Genomic DNA, 26511 nt, shown 5'->3' with positions numbered 1-26511 from the left:
GGCCGGCCTGAGGGAGCACCGCCGCCGCCAGCGCGCCGCCCGGCCAACCGCGAGCCGGCGGCGCGCGCGCCCCGGCGTCCCGCGGGGCGTGGAGGGAATCCCCGATTGGGATCTCCCCGAGGCCGCTGCGCCCCGGCACGACGTGACCGTCGGTGTCATCGCCGACGAGTTCACCTCCCTCGCCCTTAGTTACGAGTGGCACGCCGTGGTCCTGGACCCGCACGGCTGGCGGGCCCAGCTTGCCGAGCAGCCCCTCGACCTCATCTTCGTGGAGTCCGCCTGGCATGGGAACGACGACGCCTGGATCTACCAGGTCCTCGGCGACTCCGCCCCCTCCCAGGGGCTGCGGGAGCTCATCGCCGCGGCCCGGGCCGCCGGGATCCCCACGGTGTTCTGGAACAAGGAGGACCCCGCCCACTACGACGACGCCATCGCCACGGCCGCCCTCTTCGACCGCGTCTACACCACGGACTCCACCCTCGTGCCGCGCTACCGGGCCGAGCTCGGGCACGACCGCGTCGGCGTCCTGCCCTTCGCCGCCCAGCCCTCTATCCACAACCCCATCCGCCTGGTCGGCCCGGACGGGCGCCCCGTGGAGCGCAGCGGCGTCGCCTTCGCCGGCATGTACTTCGCCCACAAGTACCCCGAGCGCCGCGAGCAGATGGACACCCTGCTCGGCGCCGCCACCGACGCCGGGCGCCGCACCGGCCACGGCCTCGTCATCTACTCGCGCTACCTGGGGGACGACGACCGCTACCAGTTCCCCGCGCCCCACGATTCCGCCGTGCGCGGCAGCCTTGACTACGTCCAGATGCTGTCCGCCTACCGCGCCCACCGGGTCTTCCTCAACGTCAACTCGGTGGTGACCAGCCCCTCGATGATGGCGCGGCGCATCTTCGAGATCGCCGCCTGCGGCACGCCCGTCGTCACCATGCCCAGCCCCGCCACCGGCGCCTTCCTGCCCGCCGGGAGCCTCGCCGTCGTCCAGGACCGTGTCGGCGCCGAGCGCGCCATGCGGGCGCTCTGCGCCAATCCCGAGCTCGGCGACCGCATGACGCACCTCGCCCAGCGCGAGATCTGGGCCCATCACACCTACTCCCACCGGGTGGACACGGTCCTGGCCGACCTGGGGATGCCCGAGCGGCGCCGCCGGGCCCCCTCCGTGGCGCCCCTCATCTCCACCAACCGGCCCCACCGCCTGGCGGGCGCCCTGGAGGGCCTCGCCGCCCAGGAGGACGTGGAGATTCGCCCGATCATCCTCACCCACGGCTTCGAGGCCGACGCCGATGCCCGCGCCCGCGCCCGCGAGCTCGGCCTGGAGGCCACGTGGATGAGCGCGCCGGCCAGCACGAGCCTCGGCGCCAACTACACGGCCATGCTCCAACGGGTCGAGGCCGATCTCATCGCCAAGATGGACGACGACGACCTCTACGGCCCCCACTACCTGTCCGAGGCTCTGGCGGCCATCGACTACTCGGGCGCCGGGATCGTCGGCAAGCACGCCCACTACGTGCACCTGGTGGGCGGCGACCTCACCGTCCTGCGCTTCCCCGAGTGGGAGCACAGGCGCACCTCCTTCGTCTCCGGCCCGACGATCGTGGCCAGGGCCGACCTCGCGCGATCCGTTGGCTTCCCCGACACCAGCCAGGGTGAGGACACCGCGCTGCTGCGCGGCGCCATCGACGCCGGCGCGAGCATCTACTCCACATCCCGGTTCGGCTTCGTCCAGCGCCGGGGCGCCGCCGCCGATCACACGTGGGCCATCGACGACGCCGAGATCCTGGCGACATCGCGCCTGAGCCACTTCGGCGAGCCGGGCGCCACCGCGATGCCCTGAAGGACCGTCCCCGGGCGCGTGGGGGGCGCGGGCCGGGGCCGCCCCGCCCGCCCCGCCGGCCCCTCAGCCGCGCGCCGCGAAGGCCTCGACGCCGTCGGCCACCCAGTCGTAGAAGGCGCGGACGTAGTGGAAGGGGGCCGCCCCCCAGCGGTGGGCGTCATCGGCCACGACGAGATCCTCGGGCACCTGGAGCACATGAGTGCCCAGCTCGCGCGCCCTGTCGTAGTAATCGATCATCGCCCAGTTCGCCCCCAGGGCGCTCATGCCCCAGCTGCGCACGGTGGAGCGCCCCTGCGCCGTGCGGGCCGCCCAGGGCGCCTGGAGGAGGATCGTCCGCTCCAGCAGCCCGACGCGCTCGAGCATCGCCCCGAGGCGCGGCAGGGCGGCGGCGAAGAGCCCCTGATGCTCGTCGGTGCCCATCTCGATGAGGCGCCCGCCCAGCGGCTCGTAGAAGTCCCGGCCCAGGCGCAGGCTCGCCGTCAGGCCCTCCGTGGAGCGGGTCAGCCAGTGCCCGGGGGAGGCCTCGATGACGCCGAGGCGCTCATCGGTGAGGTCCCACAGCAGCACGTCCGTGGACTCGGCCAGGCCCTCCAGCTGGGCCTCGGCGTCGCCAGCGGCGTCGGAGGCGAAGCAGCGCCGCGCGAAGGCGCCCTCCAGCGCGCCGGGGTCGATCGCGCTGACATCCACGACATTGCCCGTGGAGATGATGGACTGCCTGGCGACGTAGCGGGCCACCAACCAGCCGCGCTCCTGGAGCACCGTGGCGGAGTCCCTGCCCACGCAGGATCCGAGGATCGCCAGGGATCTAGCGGGGGCGGGAGTGGTCACTGGGGGGCGTCCTTACGGTGACGGGGCGCGTAGAGGCCAGGGCGGCGCGCGGCGCGGGGGGATGGTGGGGAGGAGGCGGGCCAGGGAGCCGCCGACCCGCTCATCCTACCGGCACTCCCCGGGGCGGGCGCCGCGGGACTCGCGGGGGCGCAGGAGGCGCGGGGCGCCCACTTGCGCCGGCAGCGCGCCAGGATCTCCTCCGCGGTGGCGCTCTCCCCCTTGGCCACGTTCCAGGACCACCAGCGGTAGTCGTGGGCGATCTCCGGTCCCGGGCCATCGCCGATGAGCTGGCCGTCCATGAGCCAGATCGCGCGCGTGCACATCTCCTCGATGGTCTGGGCGGCATGGCTGACGATGAAGACCGTTCCGGCATTCGCGCGCAGCTCGGCCATCCGGCTCTCACTGCGCTCCTTGAACGCGGCGTCCCCGGTGGACAGGGCCTCGTCGATGAGCAGGATGTCCGGGCTGGCCGACACCGCGATCGCGAAGCGCAGCCGCGAGGCCATCCCCGAGGAGTAGGTGCTCATGGGCCGGTAGATCGCCTCGCCGATGCCCGCCAGGCCCACGATCCCCGGCAGGGCGGCGCGGGCCTGCTCCGGCGTCATCCCCATGGCCAGGCAGCCGAGGATGACATTGCGCTCCCCGGGAAGGTCCGGCACGAGGGCCGCGTTGACGCCCAGGAGCACGGGCGTGGAGCGCGCCAGGACCCTCCCCGAGCGCGGCGTCTCCAGGCCCGCAACGATGCGCAGCAGGGTGGACTTCCCCGAGCCGTTGCGCCCCAGGATCCCAAGCGACTCACCGGCCCGCGCCACGAAGGACACCCCCTTGAGGGCGTCGACGGCCACGCGCGGGCGGCGCCCGAGGGCCCTCATCGCGATCCGGCGGGAGGGGCTGAGGGCGCGCATGGCCGAGGCGTCAGCCGAGGGCGCCCGGTAGCGCACATGGAGGTCGTCGACGACGACGGTCGCGGGCGCCGCCGCGCGCTGGCCGGCCGACGGCGCCCCGTAGGCAGAGGGGGGCTCAGCGCTCGACGCCATAGGACTCCTCCCTCATCCAGAACAAGACGTACCCGGCGCCCACGGTGATGAGCGCCCACAGGCCCATGACCGCCCAGTCGCGCCCCGGCGGCACGCGCTGGTAGAGGATGACGTCGCGGTACATGGCCAGCAGCTTGTAACCGGGGTTCCAATCGACGACGAGCCTGGCGGCGGGCCGGTGCGTCATCTTGTCGAAGGAGAAGAACACCCCGGAGCCGAAGTACCAGAACTGGGCCACGAAGGGCCACACATTGCGCATGTCAGGCAGCTGCGCCGTGATCCTGGAGGTGAACAGCGCCAGGCCCAGGGCGAGGAGGCTCTGCAGTGCGAAGATCGGCGCGATGAGGACCCAGTGCCATGAGGGCCAGGCGTGCGGCGGCAGGATCATGACGATGATCAGCAGGGCGGCCAACGGTGGCAGCGTGTCCAGGGCGCCCCGGATCGTGAAGGAGATCGGCAGGGCCACCCTGGGGAAGGAGAAGGAGCGGATGAGGTTCCTGCCCGCGAACATCACCTGGCCCCCGCCGGTGATCGCCCGCTGCAGCGTGGGGAACATCGTGACCCCCACCAGCAGGTAGCCCACGAAGTTGTCGATGCCGCGGTTGGTCTCCAGCAGCAGCCCGAAGACCACGAAGAACACCAGGGCGTCGAGCATCGGCTTGACGATGAGCCAGATATTGCCCAGGAGGGTCCCCCGCTGGGTCCCCAGGGCGCGGGCGCGGGCGTCGGCCCAGATGAAGTGACGGCGCCGCCAGGTGCGGCGGATGTACGCCAGCAGGGGCGGGCGCTTGCCGACGGGCCTGAGCCCCGCTAAATCCGGCCTCTCGACCCAGGGCTCCGCAGGACTGATACTCATCGCACCTCCTCATGAATCGCGCGTACTGCCATCCCATTCTCCTCCCAGGTGGGCAGGCCACTCCCAGCCGACGGCGTGATGTGGACCGCTCGGGCCGCGGCGCCATCGGCTCCGGCCTGGGCGAGCAGCCTGATCCGCGCCGCCAGCGCGCCGGCGTCGCCCGCGGGGAAGAGGAGCCCGCCGCCCCGGGTGACCTCCACAAGCGCGGGCAGGTCCGAGGCGATCACCGGGCGTCCGAGCGCCTGCGCCGTCAGCGGCTTCAGCGGCGTGACCATCCGGCACACCGGCGTGTCCCGCCGGGGCGCGCAGAAGGCGTCGAGCGCCTGGTACCAGCCCAGGGCCTGACCCGCAGGGACGCGGCCGGGCAGGACGCAGATCCCCGACCCCGGGCCCAGCAGGCCCAGGTCCTGGGCGAGCGCGAGCAGACCGGGGCGGCTCACGCCGTCGCCGACGATCGCGCAGCGCGCGTCCACGCCCTGGGCGCGGGCGAGCGCCACGGCCCGCAGGAGCACGTCGAATCCCTCGTAGTCCACTAAGGACGAGACGCTTCCCACCCAGAAGCCCCCGGTCGGCAGGCCCAGGCGGGCGCGCGCCTGGGCGGGGGAGAGGGGCTCGGCGGCCAGGACCTCCCCCTCCACGGCGTTGGGCACGACCGTGATCCTCTCGGCGGGCACGCCCCGGGCCACGAGGTCATCGCGCTGGAGCGCCGACAGGACGATGACGGCGTCCGCCTGCCGGGCCATCTCGGCCTCCTTGGCGCGCAGCAGCGCGAATCGCTGGGAGGCCAGGGCCTCAGCCTGCTGCTCGGGGGGCCGGGAGGCCACCCAGGTGTACTCCAGCATCCCGCGCATCTCGTAGACCCACGGCAGGTCATGGCCGCGCGCCACGGCGGATACCACGAGGGCGTTGGCGTAGTTCGTCGTCGTGTGCAGCACTTCGGGGCGGAAGGCGGCCACCTGCTGGGCCAGGAGCCGCGCCGTCTGCGCCAGGCGGGCCGCGGGCGTGGGCGCGAGCCGGGAGGGCAGGAGCCGGTGGTACTCCACGCCGTCGACGACGTCGCGCGAGCCCGCCCCCGCGCGGCCCACGGTCACGGGGTATCCGATCCGGGTGACCGCCCGCGGCTCCTCGCCCGCCCGCCGCTGGGCGAGGAGCAGGTGGTGCGAGCGCAAGGCGTAGCCCGACTGGGTGTGCGGCACGGAGTTGGTCAGCAGGTGCAGGACCCGGGGGGCCGCTGATCGCAGTGGCCCCTGCCAACCGGGGGAGGGGGCGGCGGGCAGCGCGAAGCCCGGGGACATCGTCGCCAGCTCGGCGGACAGGCGCGCCCGGGCGGCCCGGATCGAGTGATGGCTCCGTCCGGGGAGCCCGCCCCGGGAGGAGGGGGAGCGGGCCAGGACGGCATCGAGCGCCCCGATCGCCTCATCCAGATGCCCCCGCGACCACAGGTCCCGGGCCTGGATCCTCGCCGGGGCGGCCCCGGCCCCGCCGGGCAGGAGATCGGTCAGGCCCACGGCCAGGGCGATCTCAGCCGCCAGGCGCTGGCCCAGGGCGCTGCTCGGGCGGGCCTGGGCGAGGGCCCGCGCCGCCAGCGCCGGACGATCGGCGAGCAGCGCGGCCAGGGCGGCGCGCGGCGAATCATCGGCCGCGCCCGCGCCCACCGCCCCGGACAGCGCCGCGCGCGCCCCGTGGGGAAGGCGGCGGGCGCTCTGCAGCGCCAGCAGCAAGGGGTCCTCCGCCATGTGCCGCGCGGCGGTGTCGGCCAGGAGGCTGACGGCGCGCAGCCTGGTGAGAGCCGCGGGAGGCGCTGCGCTTGGGGCCGGGGGGAGCGCGCAGAAGCACGCCCGGTGGCCTGGGGGCTCAGCCATGGGTGACCTCGTTGAGCAGTTCCTCGTAGCGGGTGACCTGGTCGCGCCGGCGCGCGTGGCGGGAGAGCCACTGCCGCCCGGCGCTAGCGGTCAGGCCGGAGCGGTCCGCCGCCAGGTCCGCCCAGGCGGCGGCCAGCGCCCCGGGATCCTGCGGGGGGACCACGAGCCCGGCGCTCGCGGAGCGGATGATGTCGGCCGCCTCGCCGTCGACAGCGCCGCTGATATGGCGACCGGTGGCCAGGGCCTCGTAGAGCTTGGAGGGTACCGTCATGGACATGGCCGGCCAGTCCTGGAGGCTCACGAGGACCGTGTCGGCCCAGGCGTAGTGCTCGGCCACCGCCTCGGGGGCGACCAGCGGCAGCATCTCCACCGGGGCGCCCAGCCTCTCGGCGGTGGCGCGGATGTGGGCGGCCCGCGCGCCCTCGCCCACGATCCGCAGGCGCAGGCGGGCCCCCCGGCGCTCGGCGAGGACCGCCGCCTCCACCGCGGCCGCCAGCCCCTGGCTGCGCCCAACGGTTCCCAGGTACACGACGCGGAGTTCGGGGCGCCCATCATCACCGTCCCGGCGGGGTGGGGGAGCGGGCAGCACCCAGTCCGACGGGGCCGCGCTGTTGCGGATGACCTTCACCCTCTTCATGCCCCGCTCCCGCAGCGCCTGGGCGAAGGACTCCGTGGTGGCCACGACGGCGTCGGCCCTGCGTTCCAGGACGGTGACGAGCGGGGGGACGAGGGCGGCGCCGTGGCGCAACGAGCGCGGAGCCCAGGCTCCGACGCCGCGCGGGTCTCCGTCGGCACCGCCTGTCGCGCCAGCCCCGCCGGAGGGCCCGGCCCAGTGGTGGCTCGAGTCGAGGATGTCCGGCCAGGCGTCGCGCAACTCGGCGACGACGGGGCGCCGCAGCGCGCCCCCAACCGCCAGCGCCGCGGGCAGGGTCGGCAGGCCCGGGACCGAGCCGATGACGACGTCGGGGCGGTGCCTCCCCCCGAAGCGCGCCAGGGCCAGACGCGCCCCGTCCGCCGCGGCGAGCGCCTGATCCGCGCCGCGCCCGCCGATCCCCACCCCGTAGGGCCTGAAAGCCGTGCGGTGGATCATCGCCCCGCTCTCATCGCGAGTGATGGCTCCCGGGGCGAACCGGGGTGAGGAGTCGAGCAGCGCGCCAGCCGGGTAGTGCGGGGCGGGAGTGAGCACGGCGAGCTCATGACCGCGCTCCACCAGGCCGCGGGCCAGCCACTGCCAGCGGTTCTGGGGCGCGCCTGTCTCCGGCGCCCAGTAGTGGGTGAGCAGGAGGATCCTCATCCCTGCCCACCATCCTCAGGGACACCGCCCCTGGGACTGGAGCCGCCCTGGCCGCTGTAGCCCTGGCGCTCATGGCGAGCCGCGCCCACGAGCGAGGGCAGGCTCATGTAGCAGGCCAGGACCACCAGCATCCCGATAACGCCCGGCGCCCACGCGACGCGCCCGCCTGGCCCCTGCCAGGAGGCCAGCGCCACCGCTGAGCAGGCCGCCGCGCAGGCGCCCACGAGGAGCGCCACCGCCCAATGGGGCCACCCGGCGGCGACGAGCCGCTGGTAGACGTGCTCACGGTGTGGCTCGTACCAGCGCTGCCCGGAGCGGGCGCGGCGCCACAGGGTCAGGCCCGTGTCGGTGGCCAGGATGAGCAGCGGGGCCACGGCGACGAGCAGTGGCACCCCGGAGGCCAAGCAGAGGGCCGCGCCGAAGGACCAGGCCGCCCCGAGGGCGTAGGAGCCGGAGTCACCCAGGAAGACCCGGGCGCGGGGCGCGTTGAAGGGCAGGAACCCGGCGACCGCCCCGCCGAGCCCGGCCATGACGAGCGCCAGCCCGGGGATCCCCACCGACAAGGCCACATGCGCGTAGTACGCCGCGGCCACCAGGGCGTGCCCGGCGGCTACCCCGTTCGCGCCATCCATGAAGTTCGTGGCGTTGACCATGGCGACGGCGCCCGCCCCCAGTGGGATCACGAGCCACAGCGGGGCCCCCGTGATCGACGTCGTGAGCAGGGCCAGCCCAGCGCCCAGGATCGCCTGGGCGATGAGGCGCCCCTTGATGGGCAGCGTGTACAGGTCGTCGCCGAGCCCCAGGATCGCCAGGGCGAGGATCGTGGAGAGCCCCGCGCTCAGCACCTCGATGAGCCTGCCGGAGCGGACCATCGGCCCCCCTGCCATGGCGCCGGCCAGGCCCGCCCCGACGGCGATGACCGCGGCCAGGACCAGGGCGCATCCGCCTCCTCGGGGCACCGGCCCGGCGTGGAGGGAGCGGCCAACGGGGACATCGATGACGCCGGCCCTCCGCAGCACTGGGATGATGGCGGCGGTCAGGACAGCCCCGGCCGAAAGGCCCATGAGGGCGCCAACGGTCGTGCCCCAGGCCCAGGCCCCGGGCGGCTGCGGGATCCAGAATGCCTGCTGAATCATGTGGGGGCGCCTGCCCGCTCGACGGCGCCCCTGGCGGTCGGAGTGCCACTGGGGGCGGCGGTCGGCTGCCTGCTCGCCGGGGCGCGCATCCATCGGGTGGCCGACCTGACGCCGGGGCCGCCGGTCTGGCCGTCCGCGGGGGCGGCGACCCCGGGGCCCGCGACCGGCGCCCCGGGAGCGGGGGCCCGGCTCGTGCCCGTCATCCACCTGCGCACGAGCTCGCCCTGGGGGCCCCACTCCGAGCGCAGGCGGAGATCATCGATGTCCTGGAGGAGTCCCAGCCCGAGCGCCGCGACATCCACGTGCGAGATGAGCGGGTGCCAGGGACGGCGGTCGGCCTCCCCGGTGCCGAACAGCGACTCCGTCATCTTCTCCCCGGGACGGACCCTCGTGTAGGCCACCCGCGGCTCGTCAGCGCCCATGAGGGAGGCGAAGCGCCTGGCCAGGGACTCGATGTTGTGTGGCTCGCCCATGTCCAGGACTAGGACCTCGCCGGAGCGCCCCAGCGCCCCGGCCTGGAGGACCAGTTGGCAGGCCTCGTTGATGGACATGAAGAAGCGCTCCATGCGGGGATCCGTGACGGTCATGGGCAGTCCACGCTCCAGTTGGGAGGCGAAGGTGTGGAGCACCGAGCCGCGCGAGCCCAGGACATTGCCGAAGCGCACTGAGATGAAGCGCCGATCGGCGGGCAGGCTCAACCCCACGGCGGCGGTCAGCCGTTCGGCGATGCGCTTGGAGTGGCCGAGCACGCTGGTGGGATCGGCCGCCTTATCGGTGGAGATGTTGATGAACAGGCGCACGCCATGGCTGGTCGCGGCCGTGAGGAGATCTCGGGTGGCGGCCACGTTGGTCAGGAAGGCCTCCTCTGGGAAGCGCTCGGTGAGGGTGAGGTGCTTGAGGGCGGCGGCGTGGAAGACGATCGTCGGGCGGGCCTCGTCGAAGAGGCCGCTAATGAAGCCGGGGGCGCGCAGGTCCCCGAGGATGAGGTCGGGGGAGTCGAGCATCGCCTCGCCGTCGAGGGACAGTTGGACGGCGTGCAGGGCGGACTCGTCCCTGTCCACGAGGATGAGCCGCTCGGGTCGGTACCTCGCGATCTCATGGCACAGCTGCGCCCCGATGGAGCCCCCCGCGCCGGTCACGAGGATTCTCTCGCCGGTCAGGTAGGAGGCGATGGCGTCAACATCGGTGTCGATCGCCCGGCGCCCCAGCAGGTCCGAGATCTCCAGGGGGCGGAAGATCCCGGTGCCCCGCTGGGCGACGGCGCTCGGCGGCGCGGGCGCGAGGGAGGGCGCCAGGCCCATGAGCTCCTCGGTGCCGGGCATGACCCGTATCGCGAGGCCGAGCTCGCGCGCCCGGGCCACGACGCCGTCGACCTCCTCCGGCCTGGCCGAGGGCACCGCCAGCAGGACGAGATCGGCGCTGGTCTCCCGGGCCACCTGCGCCAGGGCGCGCCAGGGGCCGAGCACCCGCACCCCGGAGAGCCGCAGATGCCGCTTGGCGGGGTCGTCGTCGAGCAGGGCGACGGGCGTGTAGGGGGAGGACGGATCATTCTGCATGAGGCTGATCGCCGCGGCGCCGCCGCCCCCGGCGCCCATGACGATCGTGCGCCGTGCGCGTCTGCCGACCGGCCGCTGGCGCGCCTCGACCACCCGCAGGTAGAGCCACCGGCAGGCCAGGTGGAGGGTGAGGGCGGCGCCGCCGGAGAGGACAGAGTCGCGCAGCGGCAGGAGGAGGCCCGCGGACATCCCGGAGGCCGCGGATAGGGCGACGGCGATGATGACGTCGGTCAGCAGGACGAAGGGGATCTCATCGATGGTCGCGAAGCGCGCCCTGCCCCGCAGGAAGGCCAGGTAGCCGGCGATCTGGAAGATGATCGCCAGCAGCGCCGTCAGCGTGACCCCCATGCCCTCGGGGTGGGCGTCGATCCCCGTGGTCAGGCTGAGGGCGGCCACGACCATCACGGCCAGCCCCCACATCGCGGAGTCGAGGGCGGCGGTGGCGCCGTGGGGCAGGTGCAGGCGGGAGCCGCCGATCTCCCGCTCCCGCCACCCGGGCCCCGACGCACCCCTCGTGAGCGATGAGCCTGTTGGCGGCGATGAGGGCCTCACGGGCGGCGGAGCCGTCCTCGCCCCGAACTCGGTCGAGGCAGCGCCATGCTCAGGCATGGGGAGAGTCCTTCGTTCAGGGACAAGGGTGCGGCGCCTGCGGAGCCGGTGCATAACAGGTCAGGGGTTGTATCGGCCGTTATATCAGCACTGAGGCGCCTTCGGCGACGTCGCCCCAGTATCCCCTATAAGCGCTGCTTGTGGAGTGGATTCGGTGGAGATCACAGGCTCCTCCCTTTGCGGGGGGCGGCCGCGCGGTGGCCGGCCCTTGGTCTGCCAAGGGCGCTGACCGCGTTTTCGTGACAGCATGACGGCTGGAATGCCGCACGTGCCACGACTGCTCGCCGTCCCGACGGCCGGTCCTCTGGCCGACGATCGATGAAGGAGGCGCCATGGGAGCCGATGGCGCGACCCTGCCCGCCGGTGGCGACGCCGTCGCCATCTATGACACGACGCTTCGCGACGGCGCCCAGCAGCAGGGCGTCTCCTTCACCGTGGGGGACAAGCTCGCCATCATCGCCCTCCTCGATGAGCTCGGCGCGGCCTACATCGAGGCTGGCTGGCCCGGAGCCATCCCCAAGGACACCGCGCTCTTCGCGCGGGCCCGGGAGTTGGACCTGGCCACCGCGCGGCTCGTGGCCTTCGGCGCCACCCGCCGCCCGGGCGCCCGCGCCGCCGAGGATTCTGGCCTGCGCGCGCTCCTGGACAGCGGGGCCGAGACGATCACCCTGGTGGCGAAGTCCGACCCGAGGCACGTCGAGCGGGCCCTGCGCGCGACGCGCGAGGAGAACCTGCGCATGGTCGCCGATTCGACGGCCCTCCTGGTGGGGGCGAGCCGGGAGACGATGGTCGACCTGGAGCACTTCTTCGACGGCCTGCGACGGGACGCCGATGGCCAGCCCTACGGGATCGAGGTGGCCTTGGCGGCGGCCCGCGCCGGCGCCAGTGCCGTCATCGCCTGCGACACCAATGGCGGCGCCCTCCCGGGCGCCATCGCGGACTCTGTCGCCCGCCTGCGCCGGGCCCTGGACGTCGCCGGGCACCCAGACTGCGTCGTCGGCATCCACACCCATGACGACTCGGGCTTGGCCGTGGCCGGCGCGATGGCGGCGGTGGAGGCCGGAGCCCGCCAGGTGCAGGGCTGCGTCAACGGCATGGGGGAGCGCACTGGGAACGCCGAACTGCTGACCATCATCGCGAACCTGGAACTCAAGACCCGCTTCACCGCGCTTCCGGGAGATGAGGCCGAGCGGGCGCGGCGCTTATCCGAGCTCTCGCGCGTGTCGCGCTCCGTGGGGGAGATCGCCAACCGCGCCCCCTCCACTCGGCAGGCCTACACGGGGGCCAGGGCCTTCGCCCACAAGGCGGGCCTGCACGCCTCGGCGATCCGCGTGGATCCCGACCTCTACCAGCACGTCGACCCCGCCCGCGTGGGCAACACGATGAGCATGCTCGTCTCGGAGATGGCGGGGCGCGCCTCGATCGAGCTCAAAGCCCGCGAGCTGGGCATCGACGCCTCGGGGCAGGGCGACGTCCTGGGCAGGGTGGCCGAGGAGGTTAAGGCCCGGGAGGCCGTCGGCTACGCCTACGACGCCGCGGACGGCTCCTTCGAGCTGCTGCTGCGCCACGCGCTGGGGGAACCGCCCGACTACTTCCGCGTGGAGTCCTGGCAGGCCTCGGTGCGCGCCGTCCCGGTGGGGGCGGATCGCCTCCTGCCGGTGGACGGCTCCACCCACACCCAGGCGGAGGCCACGGTGCGCCTGCGCGCGGGCGGGAGGCGCTTCGCGGTGCTGGGGGAGGGCAATGGCCCGGTCAACGCCCTCGACGCCGCCCTGTGCGATGCGCTGGCGCAGGTGTACCCGGAGATCCGGGCCTTCGAGTTGACCGACTACAAGGTGCGGATCCTCGACGCCGAGCGGGGCACGCGCGCGATCATCCGAGTGCTTATCGACCTCACCGATGGCGAGCGCACCTGGTCCACAGTGGGTGTGGGCACGGACATCGTCGAGGCCACCTGGGAGGCCCTCACCGACGGGCATGTGGTGGGGCTGATCCGAGCCGGCGTCAGCCCGCGCTGAGAGGAGGGCCAGCCTGAGGGCGCCGGCATTCTCAGCGCACGGGCGGACGCGGGCCTCTGACCCGCGGTAATAGAGGATCTGGTATCGCGCCGGGGAAGCGCCAGGGAAAGGGATCCTCAAACCTCGCCATGGCCCATCGCCCTCTGGGGTGGCTGACGGGGCTTGAACCCGCGACCTCCTGGACCACAACCAAGCGCTCTGCCAACTGAGCTACAGCCACCATGCGCAGTTCCCGCGATGAGCAGGACCGCAACGAATCGGTACTGTATCGGCTCGCTCGGAGCTCCGGCAAACCGGGGGCCGTGGACTGCGTCACGCCGCGGCCCGGGCCTGCGCCCCCGGCTGCTCGCCGACCCGCGTTCCGCCCGGCTCAGGCCTGGCTGCCGGCCGCCGTCGTCGGGTTGGCGAGGATCTGGGCGGCGATGGCCCGGCAATCATCCGAGGACGGTCCCTCGCCGTCGGGGAACAGCACCGCGCGGTAGTAGCGCAGCTCGTCGATGGACTCCAGGATGTCCGCGAGCGCGCGGTGCCCGCCGTTCTTCTCCGGGGACTGGAAGTAGGCGCGCGGGTACCAGCGCTTGGCCAACTCCTTGATGGAGGAGACGTCCACCACCCGGTAGTGCAGGTAGTCGATGAGTTCGGGCATGTCGCGCGCGAGGAAGGCCTTGTCCGTGCCCACCGAATTGCCCGCGAGCTGCGCCGTGCGGGCCGTGGGAGCGAGGGAGCGGACATGGTCGAGCACTGCCTGCTGCGCCTCGGCCATTGTCAGCCCCTGCTCAAGCTCGTCCAGCAGGCCGGAGGAGGTGTGCATGCCGCGCACGAAGTCGTTCATCTGCTCCAGGGCCGCCGCCGGCGGCTTGATGACGACGTCGATCCCCTCCCCGAGCGGCTTGAGCTCGTAATCGGTCACCACCACGGCGACCTCGATGAGCGCGTCGGCGCCCAGGTCAAGGCCAGTCATCTCGCAGTCGATCCACACCAGGGGATCCGAGGTTGTCATCTGTCGGCTCACGGGCCAGCAGTCTAGTCCGGCCGGTCGCCCCCGGAGCCCGCCACCGTCAATGTCTCCCCATCGGCCCGCCGCCTGACGTAGATTCGGTCTTAGCGCCACCCCTCTCCCCGCAGATCACGGAGTTCCTCGATGACATCCCTCGATGAGCCGCGTCCCCTTGGCAGTTCCTACTTGCTCAAAGAGCGGATCGGGCACGGCGCCCAGGGGGAGGTGTGGCTCGCCAGCAGGACCGAGGAGGCCGACGGCGCCGCGACGCCGCTGGCGGTCAAGATCCTGCGCTCCGATCTCATCGACGACCCCAGCGTCGTCGAGCGCTTCGTGCGCGAGCGCGCCACCCTCATGCGCGTTCACTCGCCCTACGTCATCGCGGTGCGGGACATGGTGGTCGAGGGCACGACCTTCGCGATCGTCATGGACTATGTGCCGGGGCCGGACCTGCGCGAGGCGGTCATGTCCACCGGCCCCCTGCCGCCCGCCGCGCTCGCCCGCCTGGGGGCTCGGATCGCCGAGGGCCTCGTCGCCGTGCACGCCGCCGGCGTGGTTCACAGGGACATCAAGCCCGCCAACATCCTGTTGGAGGATTGGCAGGCCGGCGCGCGACCCGGGCGGCACGCCTCCCCGGCCGAGCCGTCACCCGCCCAGGTGCCCACCGACGCCGCTGCCGCCACGATGACCTCCTCTGCGGTGACCACCTGGGGCGACGGCGGCATCAGCGCCCCGATCCCCAGGATCGCGGACTTCGGGATCGCCCGCATCTGCGAGTCGCTGGCCACGGTCACCGGAACTGGCGCCGTCGGAACGCCCCTCTACATGGCGCCGGAGACGATCGCGGGCGCCCAGCCCGCCCCCGCTGCGGACGTCTATGCCCTGGGCATCGTCCTGTACGAGCTCGCCTGTGGCGTCCCGCCCTATGTGGGTCAGCCCGTCCAGGTGCTCGCCCAGCACGCCCAGCGTGACCCGGGCCGCCCCGCGGGCATCCCGGACAGCCTGTGGAGCCTCATCGCCTCCATGCTTGCCAAGCGCCCCGACCACCGCCCCACGATGCTGCGGGTCGCGGAGAGCTTGGAGCAGATGGTCCCGGCGCTCCAGGGCCTGCCGGCCACGGCGGCCCTCACCTCCCCGCCTCCGACCATGCCTTCGGTCACGCCCTACGGCTGGGAGGAGGCGGCGGGCCCCGCCGCGGCGGGTGGGGGAGCGGCCTCTGACGGCGCCCAGCAGGCCACGCTCATGAGTTCGGCGGGGACCGTGCCCGCCACCGCCGTCATGCCGGGCGGAGCGGGCGCCGCCGCGGGCCCCGGCCAGGGGTGGCCCGGGGGAGGCCTGGGGAGCCCCTCACTGCCCGCCGCGGCCTACTCGCCGCCGGGGCCGGCGCTCGACGGCGCCGCCCCTCCCCGCGGACGGCGCCGCAAGGCGGTGCTCGGCGCCCTGGCCGTCCTCCTCGTCCTCTCACTGGCCGCGGGCGGGGCGTGGTGGTGGCTCCACGGCGGCACGGGGGCCGAGGGGCGGTCGGCCATGGGCTGGACATCGGGTATCACCGCGGGCAGCGGCGCCGACTCCCAACGTGAGTTCAAGGACGCCGACGGCGAGATCCGGCTGTCCCCTGAGGGATCGGTGATGCTCGCCAAGACCGGTGGGGCGGGCAAGTACAACACGTTCTCCCTCTACGACCTGGCCTCCTCGTCCCAGGGGGCCGCCTGGACGGGGGAATGCGACAGTGCGGTCGCGTTTTGGACCGAGCGCCAGGTGATCTGCCGGAGGAACGGCGCGAGCGCATCCGTCCTGGTGTCCCTCGCCGCTGACGGGACGGCGACGGAGAGCACCTCCCCCCTGTCCAAGGACCAGACCCCCATCGGCTCCGATGGGACGCGGGCGATCATCCACGGTGGCGGGTATCAGGGCAACCTCATGGCCCTGGACAGCGCCGGGAACACGGTGTGGACCGTGCGCGGCGAGTATCGGAAGGCGATCATCCGCGATGGCTTCATCGAGGCCTACGACTCGTGGTCGCAGCAGACGGTGGTCCTCGACTCGGCCACCGGGAAGCGGATCGTGAGCAGCTCCTCGGGCGACTCATCGGATTTCGACGGCCGCAATCCGCAGCCGGGGGGCATCGGGATCGACGCCGGGCCGCAGACCGTCTACCAGTGCGATCGAAGCAACTGCACGGTCTACGACTCGGCTGGCAACAGCGTCGGCACCGTCACCGACCCCGGCAGGAGCTCCTGGGCGCTCTCCGGCCCCGTCACGCCCAAGCGCCTCCTGGAGATCCTCCAGCGGGCAGGCGAGGAGGGGATCCAGGGCGGCGAGATCGATCTTGAGGGATCCATGAGGCTCCCGAGCCTCCAGGAGCCCAATTCTGACGGCAAGACCCTCGTGGCGGGGGCGGAGCGCATGGATGTGGTCACCGTCGATTCCGAGGCCTGCACGGCGGTAGTCGGCGGCACCTCGCTGTCCATCCCTCCCAAGGAGGTGAGCGACAAATGCCGCATCAACCCCGTTGGCTGGACCGCCGGGGACAAGGCGATCCTCGTCCAACTCGGTGGATCGGGCTCAGGCGCTCCGGACAAGGACGACATCCTCGGGGCCTACGACCCATCGACCGGTGCCGAGTTGTGGCGCGTGCCCGGCGACTGGGCCGCGGTGCCCGGCCGGGGCGCCGCGGCGGATGGATCAGCGGTCCGGGCGGCGGGCATCGATCCAGCCGGCCTGCGCGACCTCTTCCTCATCTGGCACGCCAAATCCGTCTTGAAAGGCGAGTACGTCCTCTACCGCGCCAACGGCTGAGGTAGTTCAGCGGCGGCCCCGGCGCCACAGCCCGACGTAGCACACGGTCAACGCGACGACGAGAATGGCCCCCAGCACGCCGAGGTTCGCGAGCCATTGCCCGGAGGCGTGATCCCACAGCTCATCGCTGCGCAGCGGGTTGATGGTGTTGAGATCCACCGTCCCCGCCGTCATCGCGAAGCCCCAGCGCGAGGGCATGACCCAGGAGAGCTGCTCGAAGACCGCCTTGCCCGTCACGGGAATGATGCCGCCGGACAGGACGAGCTGCGCCATGATCGAGACCACGAGTACCGGCATGACCTGCTCGGAACTGGACACGAAGGCGGACACCGCCAGGCCCAGCAGGCCGGAGGCGAAGGCCACCGCCCACAGGCCCATGGCCAATTCGAGCCCCGGATTCCCCAGGAGGATCGCCTCGGAGGGGGCCTTGTTGAGCGCCAGGGAGATCCCCACCATGAGGCTGACTTGAATGGTGACGATGAGCGCGAGCACGATCGTCTTGGCCAGCAGGTAGGAGCCCGAGCGCAGGCCGACCGCCTTCTCGCGCAAGAACACGTCCCTCTCCCCGATGAGCTCGCGGATTGTCACCGACATCCCGGAGAACGCCGCGCCCGTCACCAGGATCACGAGCAGTTGCAGCACCTGGTTGGAGTAGTAGACGCATGGCTGCTCGGCGGTGGGCTCGGGGATCACCGGGGTGGAGAAGCCGTCGCTGCCTGGGATCGCTTTGGTCAGCAGTCCCATGACCACGGGCAGCGCCAGCATGAACACGAGGTAGGAGGGGTCTGCCGCGATGATGCGCAAGTGTCTGCGCACCAGGGTGGACATCTGCCGCAGCGCCGACTGCTTGGGGATCCGCTTCGTGGAGGCGTCCACCTCCCGCTCCTTGGCGGGAGCGCCGCCGCGGCGCGTCGAGGGCACGGTCGCTTCGAGGTACTGCCTGAGCTCGGGGGTGTGGTTGCGGATGAGCGCGTACACATCCGCGAACCCGTCGATCGCAGGCGGATCGGTGAAGTCGCCCTTGGGCGCGTAGAGCTTGAGCCTGCCCTGGCTGGTGAGCTCGGCGTGACGCTGCCGGAAGTGGGTCAGGATCTGCTGGGGCGGGCCGTAGTAGACGGGCTTGCCGCCGGCGGCCAGGATGAGGACCTTGTCCGCCCTGTCGATGTGGTTCTCGTTGTGCGTGACCACGACGACCGTGCGCCCCGTGTCACCCGGCCGGGTGCCGTGCGCGAGACTCGCGAGCAGGTCCATGACGTCGCGGTCGAGCTGGGGGTCGAGGCCCGACGTCGGCTCGTCGAGGAACAGCAGTGAGGGGCGGGTGAGCAACTCGATCGCCGTCGACACCCGCTTGCGCTGGCCTCCGGAGAGCTTCTTGACCCGCTTGTCCACGTGCTGGGTCAGGTCGAGATCCTCGAGGACCTCGGCGATCCTGCGCCTGCGCTCCTCCTTGGACACGTCCTTGGCGAAGCGGAGCTCGGCGGCGTAGTCCATCGTCTGCTGGACGGTGAGCGCCTGGTGGATGACGTCGTTCTGGGGGACCACGCCGATCTTGTTGCGCATGATCGGGTAGTGGTCGTAGACGTCGATCCCGTCGAAGAGCACCTGGCCGTGCTGGGCCTTCTGCTCGCCGGTGAGGGCCTTGAGCAGGGTGGACTTGCCCGCCCCGGAGGGGCCGACGACGGCGAGCAGTTCGTTGCCGGGCAGGGAGAAGGACACGCCGTCGAGGAGGCGCAGGTCCCCGCCGTTGACCTCGAAGACGAGGTCCTGGCCGATGAGCTCGCCGCCGGTGCCCGCGTTGACCTGCACCTCGCAGGTGCCATCGGGATTGACCGCGATGAACGTCGCGCCGATACCCACGATGCTCGGCCGCGTCACCAGGACGCGCGGCACCCTCTGGGGGCCCAGGTAGATTCCGTTCGTCGAGCCCAGGTCCGTGATGAGGATGCCCTGCGGCGTCGGCTCGATCCTGGCGTGGTGCTTGGAGACGAGCGGGTCGTCGAGGACGAGGGCGTTGTCCGGCGCGCGGCCGATCGTCCCGGCCGCTGTGATGCGGAAGGCCTGGATCGTCTGGCGGCGCACGGGCGCTCTCATGCGATCCACGTCCTCGCCCGGCGAGGCGGCCGGGGGCATGGGCCCGGCCGGGGCCCCGGCGCGCGGCGCCGGGGGAGCGCCCAGGAGCGTCTCCGCGCTGCGTGTGTCGGGGGAGCCCACGGCCGTGGCGCGGCTGGGAGCATCCGCGGAGGGCGCCGAGGCGCCCGGGGCTAAGGGACCCCCGGAGGCTCCGGCGTCCCGGGCCCCCTCCTCGGGCCGATCGGGGCGGCTCTTAGGCGGGGCGGGGCGGGGATCGGAGCGGGCCATTGTCTGACCCGAGTCCCGCGGCGAGGGTTCCTGGACCGCGGGGGGCCGCCGCGGGCCGGGGGCCTGGGTGGCTCCCGCGGCGCCATCGGCGTCAGGGGCGGGCTGACCCGGCGCCCCAGCCGGCCCCGTGGGCGCAGAAGCGCCTGCCGCCCCTGGGGGGCCCTGCTGCCAGAGGGGCCGCCCCGCCGCGGGCTGGTACTGCCCGGGCGGAGGACTGACGGGCGGCTGGGCGAAGGGCTGCCCGGGCCCTCCGGCGGGCGGCCCCGCGGGCGCCCCCATCGGGGGCATCATCGGCTGGCCGGGCGGTGACCCCATCGGCATCGCCGCCTGGGGCGCGCCGGGAGCCCCGGGTGGGGCGACGGGCCCGCCCACGGGGGTCATCGCGATCGCCGGCCCGGAGGCGTCGCCGAGCTGGATGCGCGTGCCATGAGTGATGAGGGCCTCTCGTACCGGCATGCCGTCGACCAGCATCCCGTTGCGGCCCTCGCACAGCACGTACCAGCCGGCGGGCTCGGGGCGCACGATGAGGTGGTGGCGCGAGACCAGCGGGTGGTTGACCTGGACCTGGCAGTCGGGCGTGCGGCCCACCCGGAACGGCTCGGTGAAGGTCTTGGGCTCCGCCGGGGCATGGGAGGACAGTGACTGAACGACGAGCGCGATGGGTGGCACGGCGATCCTTCCGGACGGGCAGACTGGTTCACGCGAGGACTGGGGCGGGAGGCCGGAGCGCTGCGGGACCGCCGCGGTGAGCCGCCTCAGCCTGGCGCCGACTCCCCACGCCACGATACCGGGTGGTCGGGATCGGGACACGGCGTGGCGTAGGCTGGATTCAGCGTCGGGCGACCCGGCGCGAGCCTCCATAGCTCAATGGATAGAGCATCGGCCTTCTAATCCGCAGGTTCCCGGTTCGAGTCCGGGTGGGGGCACCGTTGGAGTAACGCCGTTTTCCGGGGTCCTGGGCCCGGATGGGGGCATCGCCGCGCCGGGTTGGTCAAGCGCGATCAGCCCTGTTCCCATATTGTTGGATCATGCCCCCTACCGCCCCGTCGGCATCCCCAGCACCCCATGGGGAAGCCCTGCCCTCCTCGGCGCTCAGCCGCGCCCAGCTCATCGAGGTGCTCAACAGCACCGTTGGCGACCTTGAGCGGCTCGATCTGGCGCTGGGCGCTTCCGAGACGGAGGCCGCTCGCCGTCTGCGCCACAGCCTCATCTGCCAGATCCGTGACCACGTCCTGCCCCGCATCGCCGACGCGGAGGTCCCGGCGATCGTCGTCGTCGGCGGCTCCACCGGCGCCGGCAAGTCCACCCTCGTCAACTCCGTGCTCGGGGCGGAGGTCTCCGTCGCCGGGGTCCTGCGCCCGACGACGCGCACCCCGGTCCTCGTGGTCAACCCCGAGGACCGCGAGTCACTCAGCGACCACTCCCTCGCCAGCGTGTGCGAGATCCAGGAGTCCGAGGCGGTGCCCGCCGGCCTGGCCCTCGTGGACGCCTCTGACCTGGACTCGGTCCACGAGTCCAACAGGGTCTTGGCCGCGCGCCTCCTGGAATCGGCCGACCTCTGGCTGTTCGTGACCACCGCCGCCCGCTACGGGGACCAGACGCCGTGGACCACGCTGGAGGCCGCCGCTGAGCGGAAGATGCCCATCGCGATCGTCCTCAACCGCGTGCGCGCCGACGTCCTACCGGAGGTGCGCAGGGACCTGATGACCCGCCTGGACCAGATCGGACTGGCCGAGGCCCCCTTCTTTGTCATCCCCGACGCCGGCCCGCACGAGGGCCTCCTTTCCGAGGACGCCGTCGGTGAGATCCGTGACTGGCTGCGGCTCCTGGCCGGGCGGCATCGCGCCGCCGGCCTCGTGCGCCGCGGCGGCCGCGGCCTGTGGTCCGCTCTCAAGAACGACCTGGCCGCCTTGGCCGACGCCGTCGATGTCCAGGACGACGCCGCCAAGCGCCTGGAGGAGGCCACCGCCGCGCTGCTCGTCGACCCCGGCGCCGAGATCCGCTCGGACCTGGAGCGCGGGGAGATCGGTGAGGGCGCGCCCACTACCCGGTGGGTCACCCTGGCGTCCTCCGGCGCCCCGCTCGCCCCCCTGGCCACGGGATCGCGCCTGCCCTGGGGCCTGATCGGGCGCGCCGCCAAGGCCCGGGCGGAGGCCCTGGCCAAGCTCGCCTCCGACTCCCAGTCGGCCCTGGCCTCGCGCCTTGAGGCCGCCCTTATCTCCCTGGCCGACGACGTCCAGCGGATCTGGGCCGAGGCCGGGGCGGAGGAGCCCGCTGGGCGCCTCCTGCCGGCTGTCCCCGACTCCGAGGCGCTCATCGCCGAATGGGCCGACGCCGTCCGCGCCGACCCGGGGGCCTCTGCTCGCGGCCTGCGCGGGACGGCGCTCGGCGATCTGATCATCGCGGCCGCCGCAGGCGTCGAGGGCTCGCGAGGAGCCACTGACAGGCTCCGCCTGGCCGACGCCGTGAACTCCGCGCGCGCCTCCCTGATCACCACGTTCGACGCCGCCCTGGCGCGCGTGGCTCCCCCCGGGACAGCCCTCGGACTCGCCCCCGACCCCGCGCTCGCCGCGGCGCTGCGCCTGCGCTCGGGTGAGCTCACGCCCTTCACCCGCCCTGGAGCGACCGCATGACCACTTCTCCTCAGCCTGATCAGCCCCGCACCGCCTCCACCGCCCAGGAGGACTCCCCGATGGTGCTCGACGCCGCCCATCTCGACGCGCGGCTCCACCGTCTGCGCGCGGCCATCGACTCCTGCCCGATGGAGGTCTCCGCCTCCCTCGCCCTGCCCGCGCGAACCAGCCTCGAGGAAGTCGGCGAGCGGCTCGTCCTGGGCGTGGACCACACCGTCGTCGCCCTCCTGGGAGGCACCGGATCGGGGAAGTCCTCCCTCTTCAACGCGCTGTCCGGGCTGCAGTTCGCCGATGTGGGCGCCCGCCGCCCCACCACCTCGGAGTCGGCGGCCTGCACCTGGGGCGATGACGCCATCGCCCTGCTGGATTTCCTGGGCGTCAACGACGAGCGCCGCATCCGCCGCGAGTCCCTCCTCGACGCCGACGACGAGGACGAGCTCGCCGGTCTCGTCCTGCTCGACGTCCCCGACTACGACTCGGTGACCACCGAGCACGCCCTCCAGGTGGACCGGCTCGTGCCCCTGGCCGACGTGCTCGTGTGGGTGGTCGATCCCCAGAAGTACGCCGACGCCGCCCTCCACGAGGGCTACCTGCGGGGCCTGGGCGCCCGCCAGGAGGACATGCTGCTGCTCGTCAACCAGGTCGACACTCTGCCCCCCGGCGGGCAGGAGCGCCTCCTGAGGGACATCCGCTCCCTCCTGGACTCCGATGGGCTCCACGAGGTCCGGGTCATCCCCGTCTCGGCGGTCCGCGGCGACAACCTCACCCAGGTCCGCGACATCCTCATCGACAGGGTCTCCCGCGAGTCCAACGCCGCGCGCACCGCCTCCGCCGAGCTCGACGCCATCTGCCTGCGCCTGCGCCCGTGCGCCGCGGCCCACCCCGTGGGCACCTCGCCCGAGCACGAGGCCGCCGCGGTGGACGCCCTCATCCACGCCTCGGGCGCGCGCGCCGTGGAGGCCTCCATCCGCGAGGGACTGGCGCGGCCGCTGCCGCGGGCCCTGGCCCGCCCGGAGGCCCCCTCCCGCCCAGCCGTGACCGCCATCCGCACCACGTGGATGCGCCGCACCACCGAGGGCCTGCCCGCCGCCTGGCTGCGCAGCGTCGACGCCGAGGTCATGAGCCCGGAGGCCCTGGCCGCCCAGACCGCTGAGGCGGTCGGCTCCATCCGCCTGCCCGGGCGCCGCTCGCCGATCATCGAGCTCGGCTGGTGGGGCGGCCTCATCGCCACGCTGCTGGGGCTCGCCTGGGGCGGCCTCATGATCGCTCAGGGCGGCAACTTCCTCATCCCCATCTCCCTGCTCGTCATAGGCGCGCTGCTGTTCCTCTGGTCGGGGGCCCGCCGCATCGCGCGCGCCGACCAGGAGGCCAACGACTACGCGGACCGGGTGCGCGAGAGGCTCGCCGTCGTCGCCGCCCGGGGGCTGACCACGCCCGCGCAGGGCGTGCTCGCCCGGCACCGGGAGCTGCGCGAGGCCCTGCGCGTCTGAGCGCGCGCGTCTGAGTTCCCAGGCGCCCGGCGCGGGGAACCACAGGCGTCGCGGCGCCACCCGAGCGGGCCCGCCTGGGGGCCCGTCGGCCCATGGCGCAGCCGCCTCGGGCACTGTGGGAGGGAACCGGCGCCCGGCCGGATCCCCACCCACAGGAGTCATCATGACGCACCAGCTCGACCTCACCATCCAGGGCACCCTGGGCACGAACCCCGTTCTCACGTTCTCCGGGAGCGATGAGCGGCGCCTGGCCTACTGCCGCTTCCGAGTCGCCACCACCACCCGCCACCGCACGCGCTCAGGCCAATGGGTTGACGACCCCACCATGTGGTTCACCGCGAAGTGCTGGGGGAGCCTGGCGATCAACGCCGCTGAGGCCCTGCGCAAGGGGGACCCCGTCCTCCTCGCCGGACGCATGACCCAGGAGGCGTGGGACTCAGGCAAGGGCGTCATCATCACCAACGTGCTCAGCCTTACCGCTGTCGGCCATGACCTCAACCGCGGCTTCACCCGCTTCGCCCGCGTCCGCCGTGATGAGAACGGCAATGAGCTCTCCGACGGCGCTACGACCCCCGCGAGCCCGTCGAGCGCGACGACGCCGGGCGCCGCCAGCGCGGGATCGGCGGACGCGGCCGAGCCGGCGGCGGGAGCGCAGGCCGCCGCCCCGGGGCCTGCGGCGCCCGCGCCGTTACCGGCGGACCACTGGGAGGTGCCGGCCGAGCGTCCCGGACGGTCGGCGGGGCCGGCCTACGTCGTCGTCGATGACGAGGCGGTCCAAGAAGAGGGGTAGGGGCGCTCGTGGTCGGGCGCTCGCGGTCGGCGCCCTCGCCGGGGCGTCTCAGGCCCGGGCGACGAGATGGTCGAGGTCCGCCGGGTGCGCCACCCGAAGCACCTCGATGAGGGCGCGCGTCATCACCTCGGCGGCCCGGGCGGCGTCGTCGAAGGCCTGGCGCATGACCTCCCCGTCGGACTCCCATCCCAGAGCGCCCAGCCCCTGGCGCATCGCGTCGTCGAGGAGGAACCTTCCCACCTCATCGACGATCGGCAGGTCCACCTCGACTCCGCCACCGCGCCCGAGGACGATCATCCCAGGCGGCTCCGGGGACACCTCGGGCCGGCCCCGAGAGGACAGGATCGCGCGCAGCCCCCGGCGCCGGCCGAGGGCGTCCTGAGCGGCGGCCGGCGCGGGAGCGGTGAGCAGGATCATCAGCCCCGCCCGGGCGTCGAGACCACTGGGGGAGAGCCCGTCCTGGGCCGCGCCCCCGCTCAGCGTCGCCAGGAAGGGGGCCAGGGACGGCGTGAAGCGCGCCCATGAGCCGTGGTCCACCACCGAGGCGAAGGAATCGCTCGCGGCGCGAAGCGCCTCCTGCTCGTTCATGGGACCAGGGTATCGGGAGAGGGGCCGGTGGCCGTCCGGCCGCGAGGATGATGGGGCAGCGCTGGGCGAGGCAGGCGCGCGTCACAGGGTTGTCGCCTTGCTCGCGCCCGGGCGTGTCACGGGCTGGATTCGCTCTCACCGTGCGTACCGTGGCTCTGACCGGCGCGCGTTGGCGCCTGTGCCTGCCAGGAGCGATCCACCGATGATCCGATTTGACCACGTCTCCAAGGTCTACAAACGAGGGGCCCGTCCCGCGCTCGACGATGTCGACATCGAGATCGAGCGCGGCGAGTTCGTGTTCCTCGTGGGCGCCTCCGGCTCCGGGAAGTCCACCTTCCTGCGCCTGACCCTGCGCGAGGAGCGCCCCACCTCAGGGGCGGTGCACGCGCTGGGACGGGACCTCTCCCAGATCTCCACCTGGAAGGTCCCCCAGCTGCGCCGCGAGATGGGCTTCGTCTTCCAGGACTTCCGGCTGCTGGAGACCAAGCCGGTCGCCGAGAACATCGCCCTGGCGGCCCAGGTCATCGGCAAGCCGAGCCACTACATCCGCACCGCCGTGCCCGAGGCGCTCAAGCTCGTCGGCCTGTCCGGCAAGGAGAGGCGCCTGCCCCACGAACTCTCCGGCGGCGAGCAGCAGCGCGTCGCCATCGCCCGGGCCATGGTCAATCGTCCCAAGCTCCTCCTGGCCGATGAGCCCACCGGCAACCTCGACCCCTCGACCTCCGTGGGCATCATGCGCCTCCTGGACCGGATCAACCGGCAGGGGACCACGGTGGTCATGGCCACCCACGATGATGAGATCGTCGATCAGATGCGCAAGCGGGTGATCGAGCTCAAGAGCGGCAAGGTCGTGCGCGACCAGGACCGCGGCGTCTACGGCTCGGACCGCTGAGGAGGACCACTGATGAGATTCCGCCTGATCACCGCTGAGACCTTCAAGGGGCTGTCCCGCAACGTCGCCATGACGATCTCGGTCATCCTCGTCTCGTTCGTCTCCCTGCTGTTCGTCGGCTCTGCCGCTCTTTTGCAGTCCCAGATCTCGACCATGAAGGGGGAGTGGTACGACAAGGTCCAGGTCAGCGTCTACATGTGCCCGCCCTCTTCAGCCCGCCCCGAGTGCGTCGGCGGTGAGGCCACGCAGGCGCAGATCGACGCCGTCGAGCAGCTCTTGGGCTCCCAGGCGCTGTCCTCCTACGTTAAGGACTACACGATCGAGACGAAGGCTGAGGCCTACGCCAAGTTCAAGAAGGCCTACGGGAACTCCCCCATCGGGCGCACCGCCACGGAGGAGATGATGCCGATCTCCTTCCGCGTCAAGCTCAACGACCCCGAGAAGTACCAGGTGGTTTCCGAGCAGTTCACCGGGCGCGATGGCGTCGAGCGCGTCGTCGACCAGCGCTCCACCCTGGAGCCCCTCTTCCTGGTGATGAACCGCGCCACCTGGATCACCGGGGGTCTGGCGGCGATCATGGCCCTGGCGGCGGTCCTCCTCATCTCCACGACGATCCGCCTGTCCGCGATGAGCCGCTCCAAGGAGACGAGCATCATGCGGCTCGTGGGCGCCTCCAACCTCTTCATCCAGTTGCCCTTCATCCTGGAGGGCGTCATCGCGGCGCTCATCGGGGCGCTGATGTCCATCGGCGCCCTGTGGCTGGGCGTGCACTACATCGTCGAGCACTGGCTGAGCCGCTCCGTGACCTTCACCAGCGCCTTCATCCGCACCAGCGATGTTCTCTACATCGCCCCCTGGCTCATCCTGGCCGCGGTCGCGCTGGCCGCGATCTCCTCCGCCGTCTCCCTGTCGAAGTACACGAGGGTGTGAG

At 72.7% G+C, this 26511-nt stretch carries 18 protein-coding genes and 2 tRNA genes; 9 read left to right on the top strand and 11 right to left on the bottom strand.

What is annotated here, in order from left to right; translation table 11 throughout:
• Positions 1–1837, top strand: a 1837-nt coding sequence (locus GVV75_RS10475) for a glycosyltransferase family protein (RefSeq protein ID WP_159814249.1), incomplete at its 5' end; no start/stop codon positions are given.
• Between the two features lie 63 nt (positions 1838–1900).
• On the opposite strand, the gene GVV75_RS07900 is transcribed toward GVV75_RS10475, so the two are convergent.
• Genes GVV75_RS07900 through GVV75_RS07870 form a run of 7 tightly spaced genes read right to left on the bottom strand, consistent with a single transcriptional unit; the run spans position 1901 to position 11015 of the window.
• A complete protein-coding gene (locus GVV75_RS07900; protein WP_159524136.1) occupies positions 1901–2665 on the bottom strand; it encodes a DUF6270 domain-containing protein in 765 nt (254 codons plus the stop codon).
• Entirely contained in the window at positions 2662–3702 is a 1041-nt protein-coding gene (locus tag GVV75_RS07895) for an ABC transporter ATP-binding protein (RefSeq protein WP_159524135.1), read from the bottom strand. The genes GVV75_RS07900 and GVV75_RS07895 overlap by 4 nt, the downstream gene beginning before the upstream one ends.
• Entirely contained in the window at positions 3686–4558 is an 873-nt protein-coding gene (locus GVV75_RS07890; protein WP_159524134.1) for an ABC transporter permease, read from the bottom strand. Before GVV75_RS07890 ends, GVV75_RS07895 begins: the two co-directional genes overlap by 17 nt.
• A complete protein-coding gene (locus GVV75_RS07885; RefSeq protein ID WP_159524133.1) occupies positions 4555–6420 on the bottom strand; it encodes a glycosyltransferase in 1866 nt (621 codons plus the stop codon). The genes GVV75_RS07890 and GVV75_RS07885 overlap by 4 nt, the downstream gene beginning before the upstream one ends.
• Entirely contained in the window at positions 6413–7714 is a 1302-nt protein-coding gene (locus GVV75_RS07880; RefSeq protein ID WP_159814247.1) for a glycosyltransferase family 4 protein, read from the bottom strand. Before GVV75_RS07880 ends, GVV75_RS07885 begins: the two co-directional genes overlap by 8 nt.
• Positions 7711–8850 (bottom strand): glycosyltransferase family 4 protein, encoded by a 1140-nt coding sequence (locus GVV75_RS07875; RefSeq protein ID WP_159524131.1) that lies wholly within the window; start codon positions 8848–8850, stop codon positions 7711–7713. Before GVV75_RS07875 ends, GVV75_RS07880 begins: the two co-directional genes overlap by 4 nt.
• On the bottom strand, positions 8847–11015 hold the full coding sequence (locus tag GVV75_RS07870; protein WP_159524130.1) for a polysaccharide biosynthesis protein: 2169 nt from the start codon (positions 11013–11015) through the stop codon (positions 8847–8849). The genes GVV75_RS07875 and GVV75_RS07870 overlap by 4 nt, the downstream gene beginning before the upstream one ends.
• A gap of 332 nt (positions 11016–11347) precedes the next feature.
• Between GVV75_RS07870 and cimA the strand changes: the two genes are divergently transcribed.
• Positions 11348–13033 (top strand): citramalate synthase, encoded by a 1686-nt coding sequence (cimA, locus tag GVV75_RS07865; RefSeq protein WP_159814245.1) that lies wholly within the window; start codon positions 11348–11350, stop codon positions 13031–13033.
• Between the two features lie 144 nt (positions 13034–13177).
• On the opposite strand, the gene GVV75_RS07860 is transcribed toward cimA, so the two are convergent.
• Both GVV75_RS07860 and orn read right to left on the bottom strand, forming a co-directional pair.
• Positions 13178–13253: transfer RNA gene (locus tag GVV75_RS07860), tRNA-His, on the bottom strand.
• 150 nt (positions 13254–13403) lie between these two features.
• Positions 13404–14033, bottom strand: a complete 630-nt coding sequence (gene orn, locus GVV75_RS07855) for an oligoribonuclease (protein ID WP_159524144.1) — start codon at positions 14031–14033, stop codon at positions 13404–13406.
• 141 nt (positions 14034–14174) lie between these two features.
• Here orn and GVV75_RS07850 point away from each other — a divergent pair, with 141 nt between their 5' ends.
• Positions 14175–16829: a serine/threonine-protein kinase gene (locus GVV75_RS07850; RefSeq protein WP_159814243.1), complete on the top strand. Its 2655-nt coding sequence runs from the start codon at positions 14175–14177 to the stop codon at positions 16827–16829.
• A gap of 6 nt (positions 16830–16835) precedes the next feature.
• On the opposite strand, the gene GVV75_RS07845 is transcribed toward GVV75_RS07850, so the two are convergent.
• Positions 16836–19856 carry an ATP-binding cassette domain-containing protein gene (locus tag GVV75_RS07845; RefSeq protein ID WP_159524127.1) on the bottom strand — a complete coding sequence of 1007 codons (3021 nt, stop codon included), beginning with the start codon at positions 19854–19856 and terminating at the stop codon, positions 16836–16838.
• Between the two features lie 184 nt (positions 19857–20040).
• On the opposite strand from GVV75_RS07845, the gene GVV75_RS07840 reads away from it, so the two are divergent.
• From GVV75_RS07840 to GVV75_RS07825, 4 genes are all read left to right on the top strand, one after another.
• A tRNA-Arg gene (locus GVV75_RS07840) sits at positions 20041–20113 on the top strand.
• Positions 20114–20215: 102 nt separating this feature from the next.
• Positions 20216–21820: a GTPase domain-containing protein gene (locus tag GVV75_RS07835; protein ID WP_159524126.1), complete on the top strand. Its 1605-nt coding sequence runs from the start codon at positions 20216–20218 to the stop codon at positions 21818–21820.
• A 59-nt stretch (positions 21821–21879) separates the two neighbouring features.
• Positions 21880–23310 (top strand): GTPase, encoded by a 1431-nt coding sequence (locus tag GVV75_RS07830; protein ID WP_159625985.1) that lies wholly within the window; start codon positions 21880–21882, stop codon positions 23308–23310.
• A 163-nt stretch (positions 23311–23473) separates the two neighbouring features.
• Entirely contained in the window at positions 23474–24100 is a 627-nt protein-coding gene (locus GVV75_RS07825; protein WP_159814241.1) for a single-stranded DNA-binding protein, read from the top strand.
• Positions 24101–24148: 48 nt separating this feature from the next.
• On the opposite strand, the gene GVV75_RS07820 is transcribed toward GVV75_RS07825, so the two are convergent.
• Entirely contained in the window at positions 24149–24688 is a 540-nt protein-coding gene (locus GVV75_RS07820) for a TY-Chap domain-containing protein (protein WP_159625883.1), read from the bottom strand.
• A gap of 202 nt (positions 24689–24890) precedes the next feature.
• On the opposite strand from GVV75_RS07820, the gene ftsE reads away from it, so the two are divergent.
• Both ftsE and ftsX read left to right on the top strand, forming a co-directional pair.
• Entirely contained in the window at positions 24891–25580 is a 690-nt protein-coding gene (ftsE, locus tag GVV75_RS07815) for a cell division ATP-binding protein FtsE (RefSeq protein WP_159524123.1), read from the top strand.
• A gap of 12 nt (positions 25581–25592) precedes the next feature.
• Positions 25593–26510 (top strand): permease-like cell division protein FtsX, encoded by a 918-nt coding sequence (ftsX, locus tag GVV75_RS07810; RefSeq protein ID WP_159524122.1) that lies wholly within the window; start codon positions 25593–25595, stop codon positions 26508–26510.
• Position 26511: the final 1 nt, after the last annotated feature.

It is taken from the genome of Actinomyces sp. zg328 (assembly GCF_009829635.1).
Classification (GTDB): domain Bacteria; phylum Actinomycetota; class Actinomycetes; order Actinomycetales; family Actinomycetaceae; genus Actinomyces; species Actinomyces marmotae.
The sequence above is the reverse complement of the archived record's forward strand: the minus strand, read 5'-3'. Positions and strand labels throughout refer to the sequence as shown.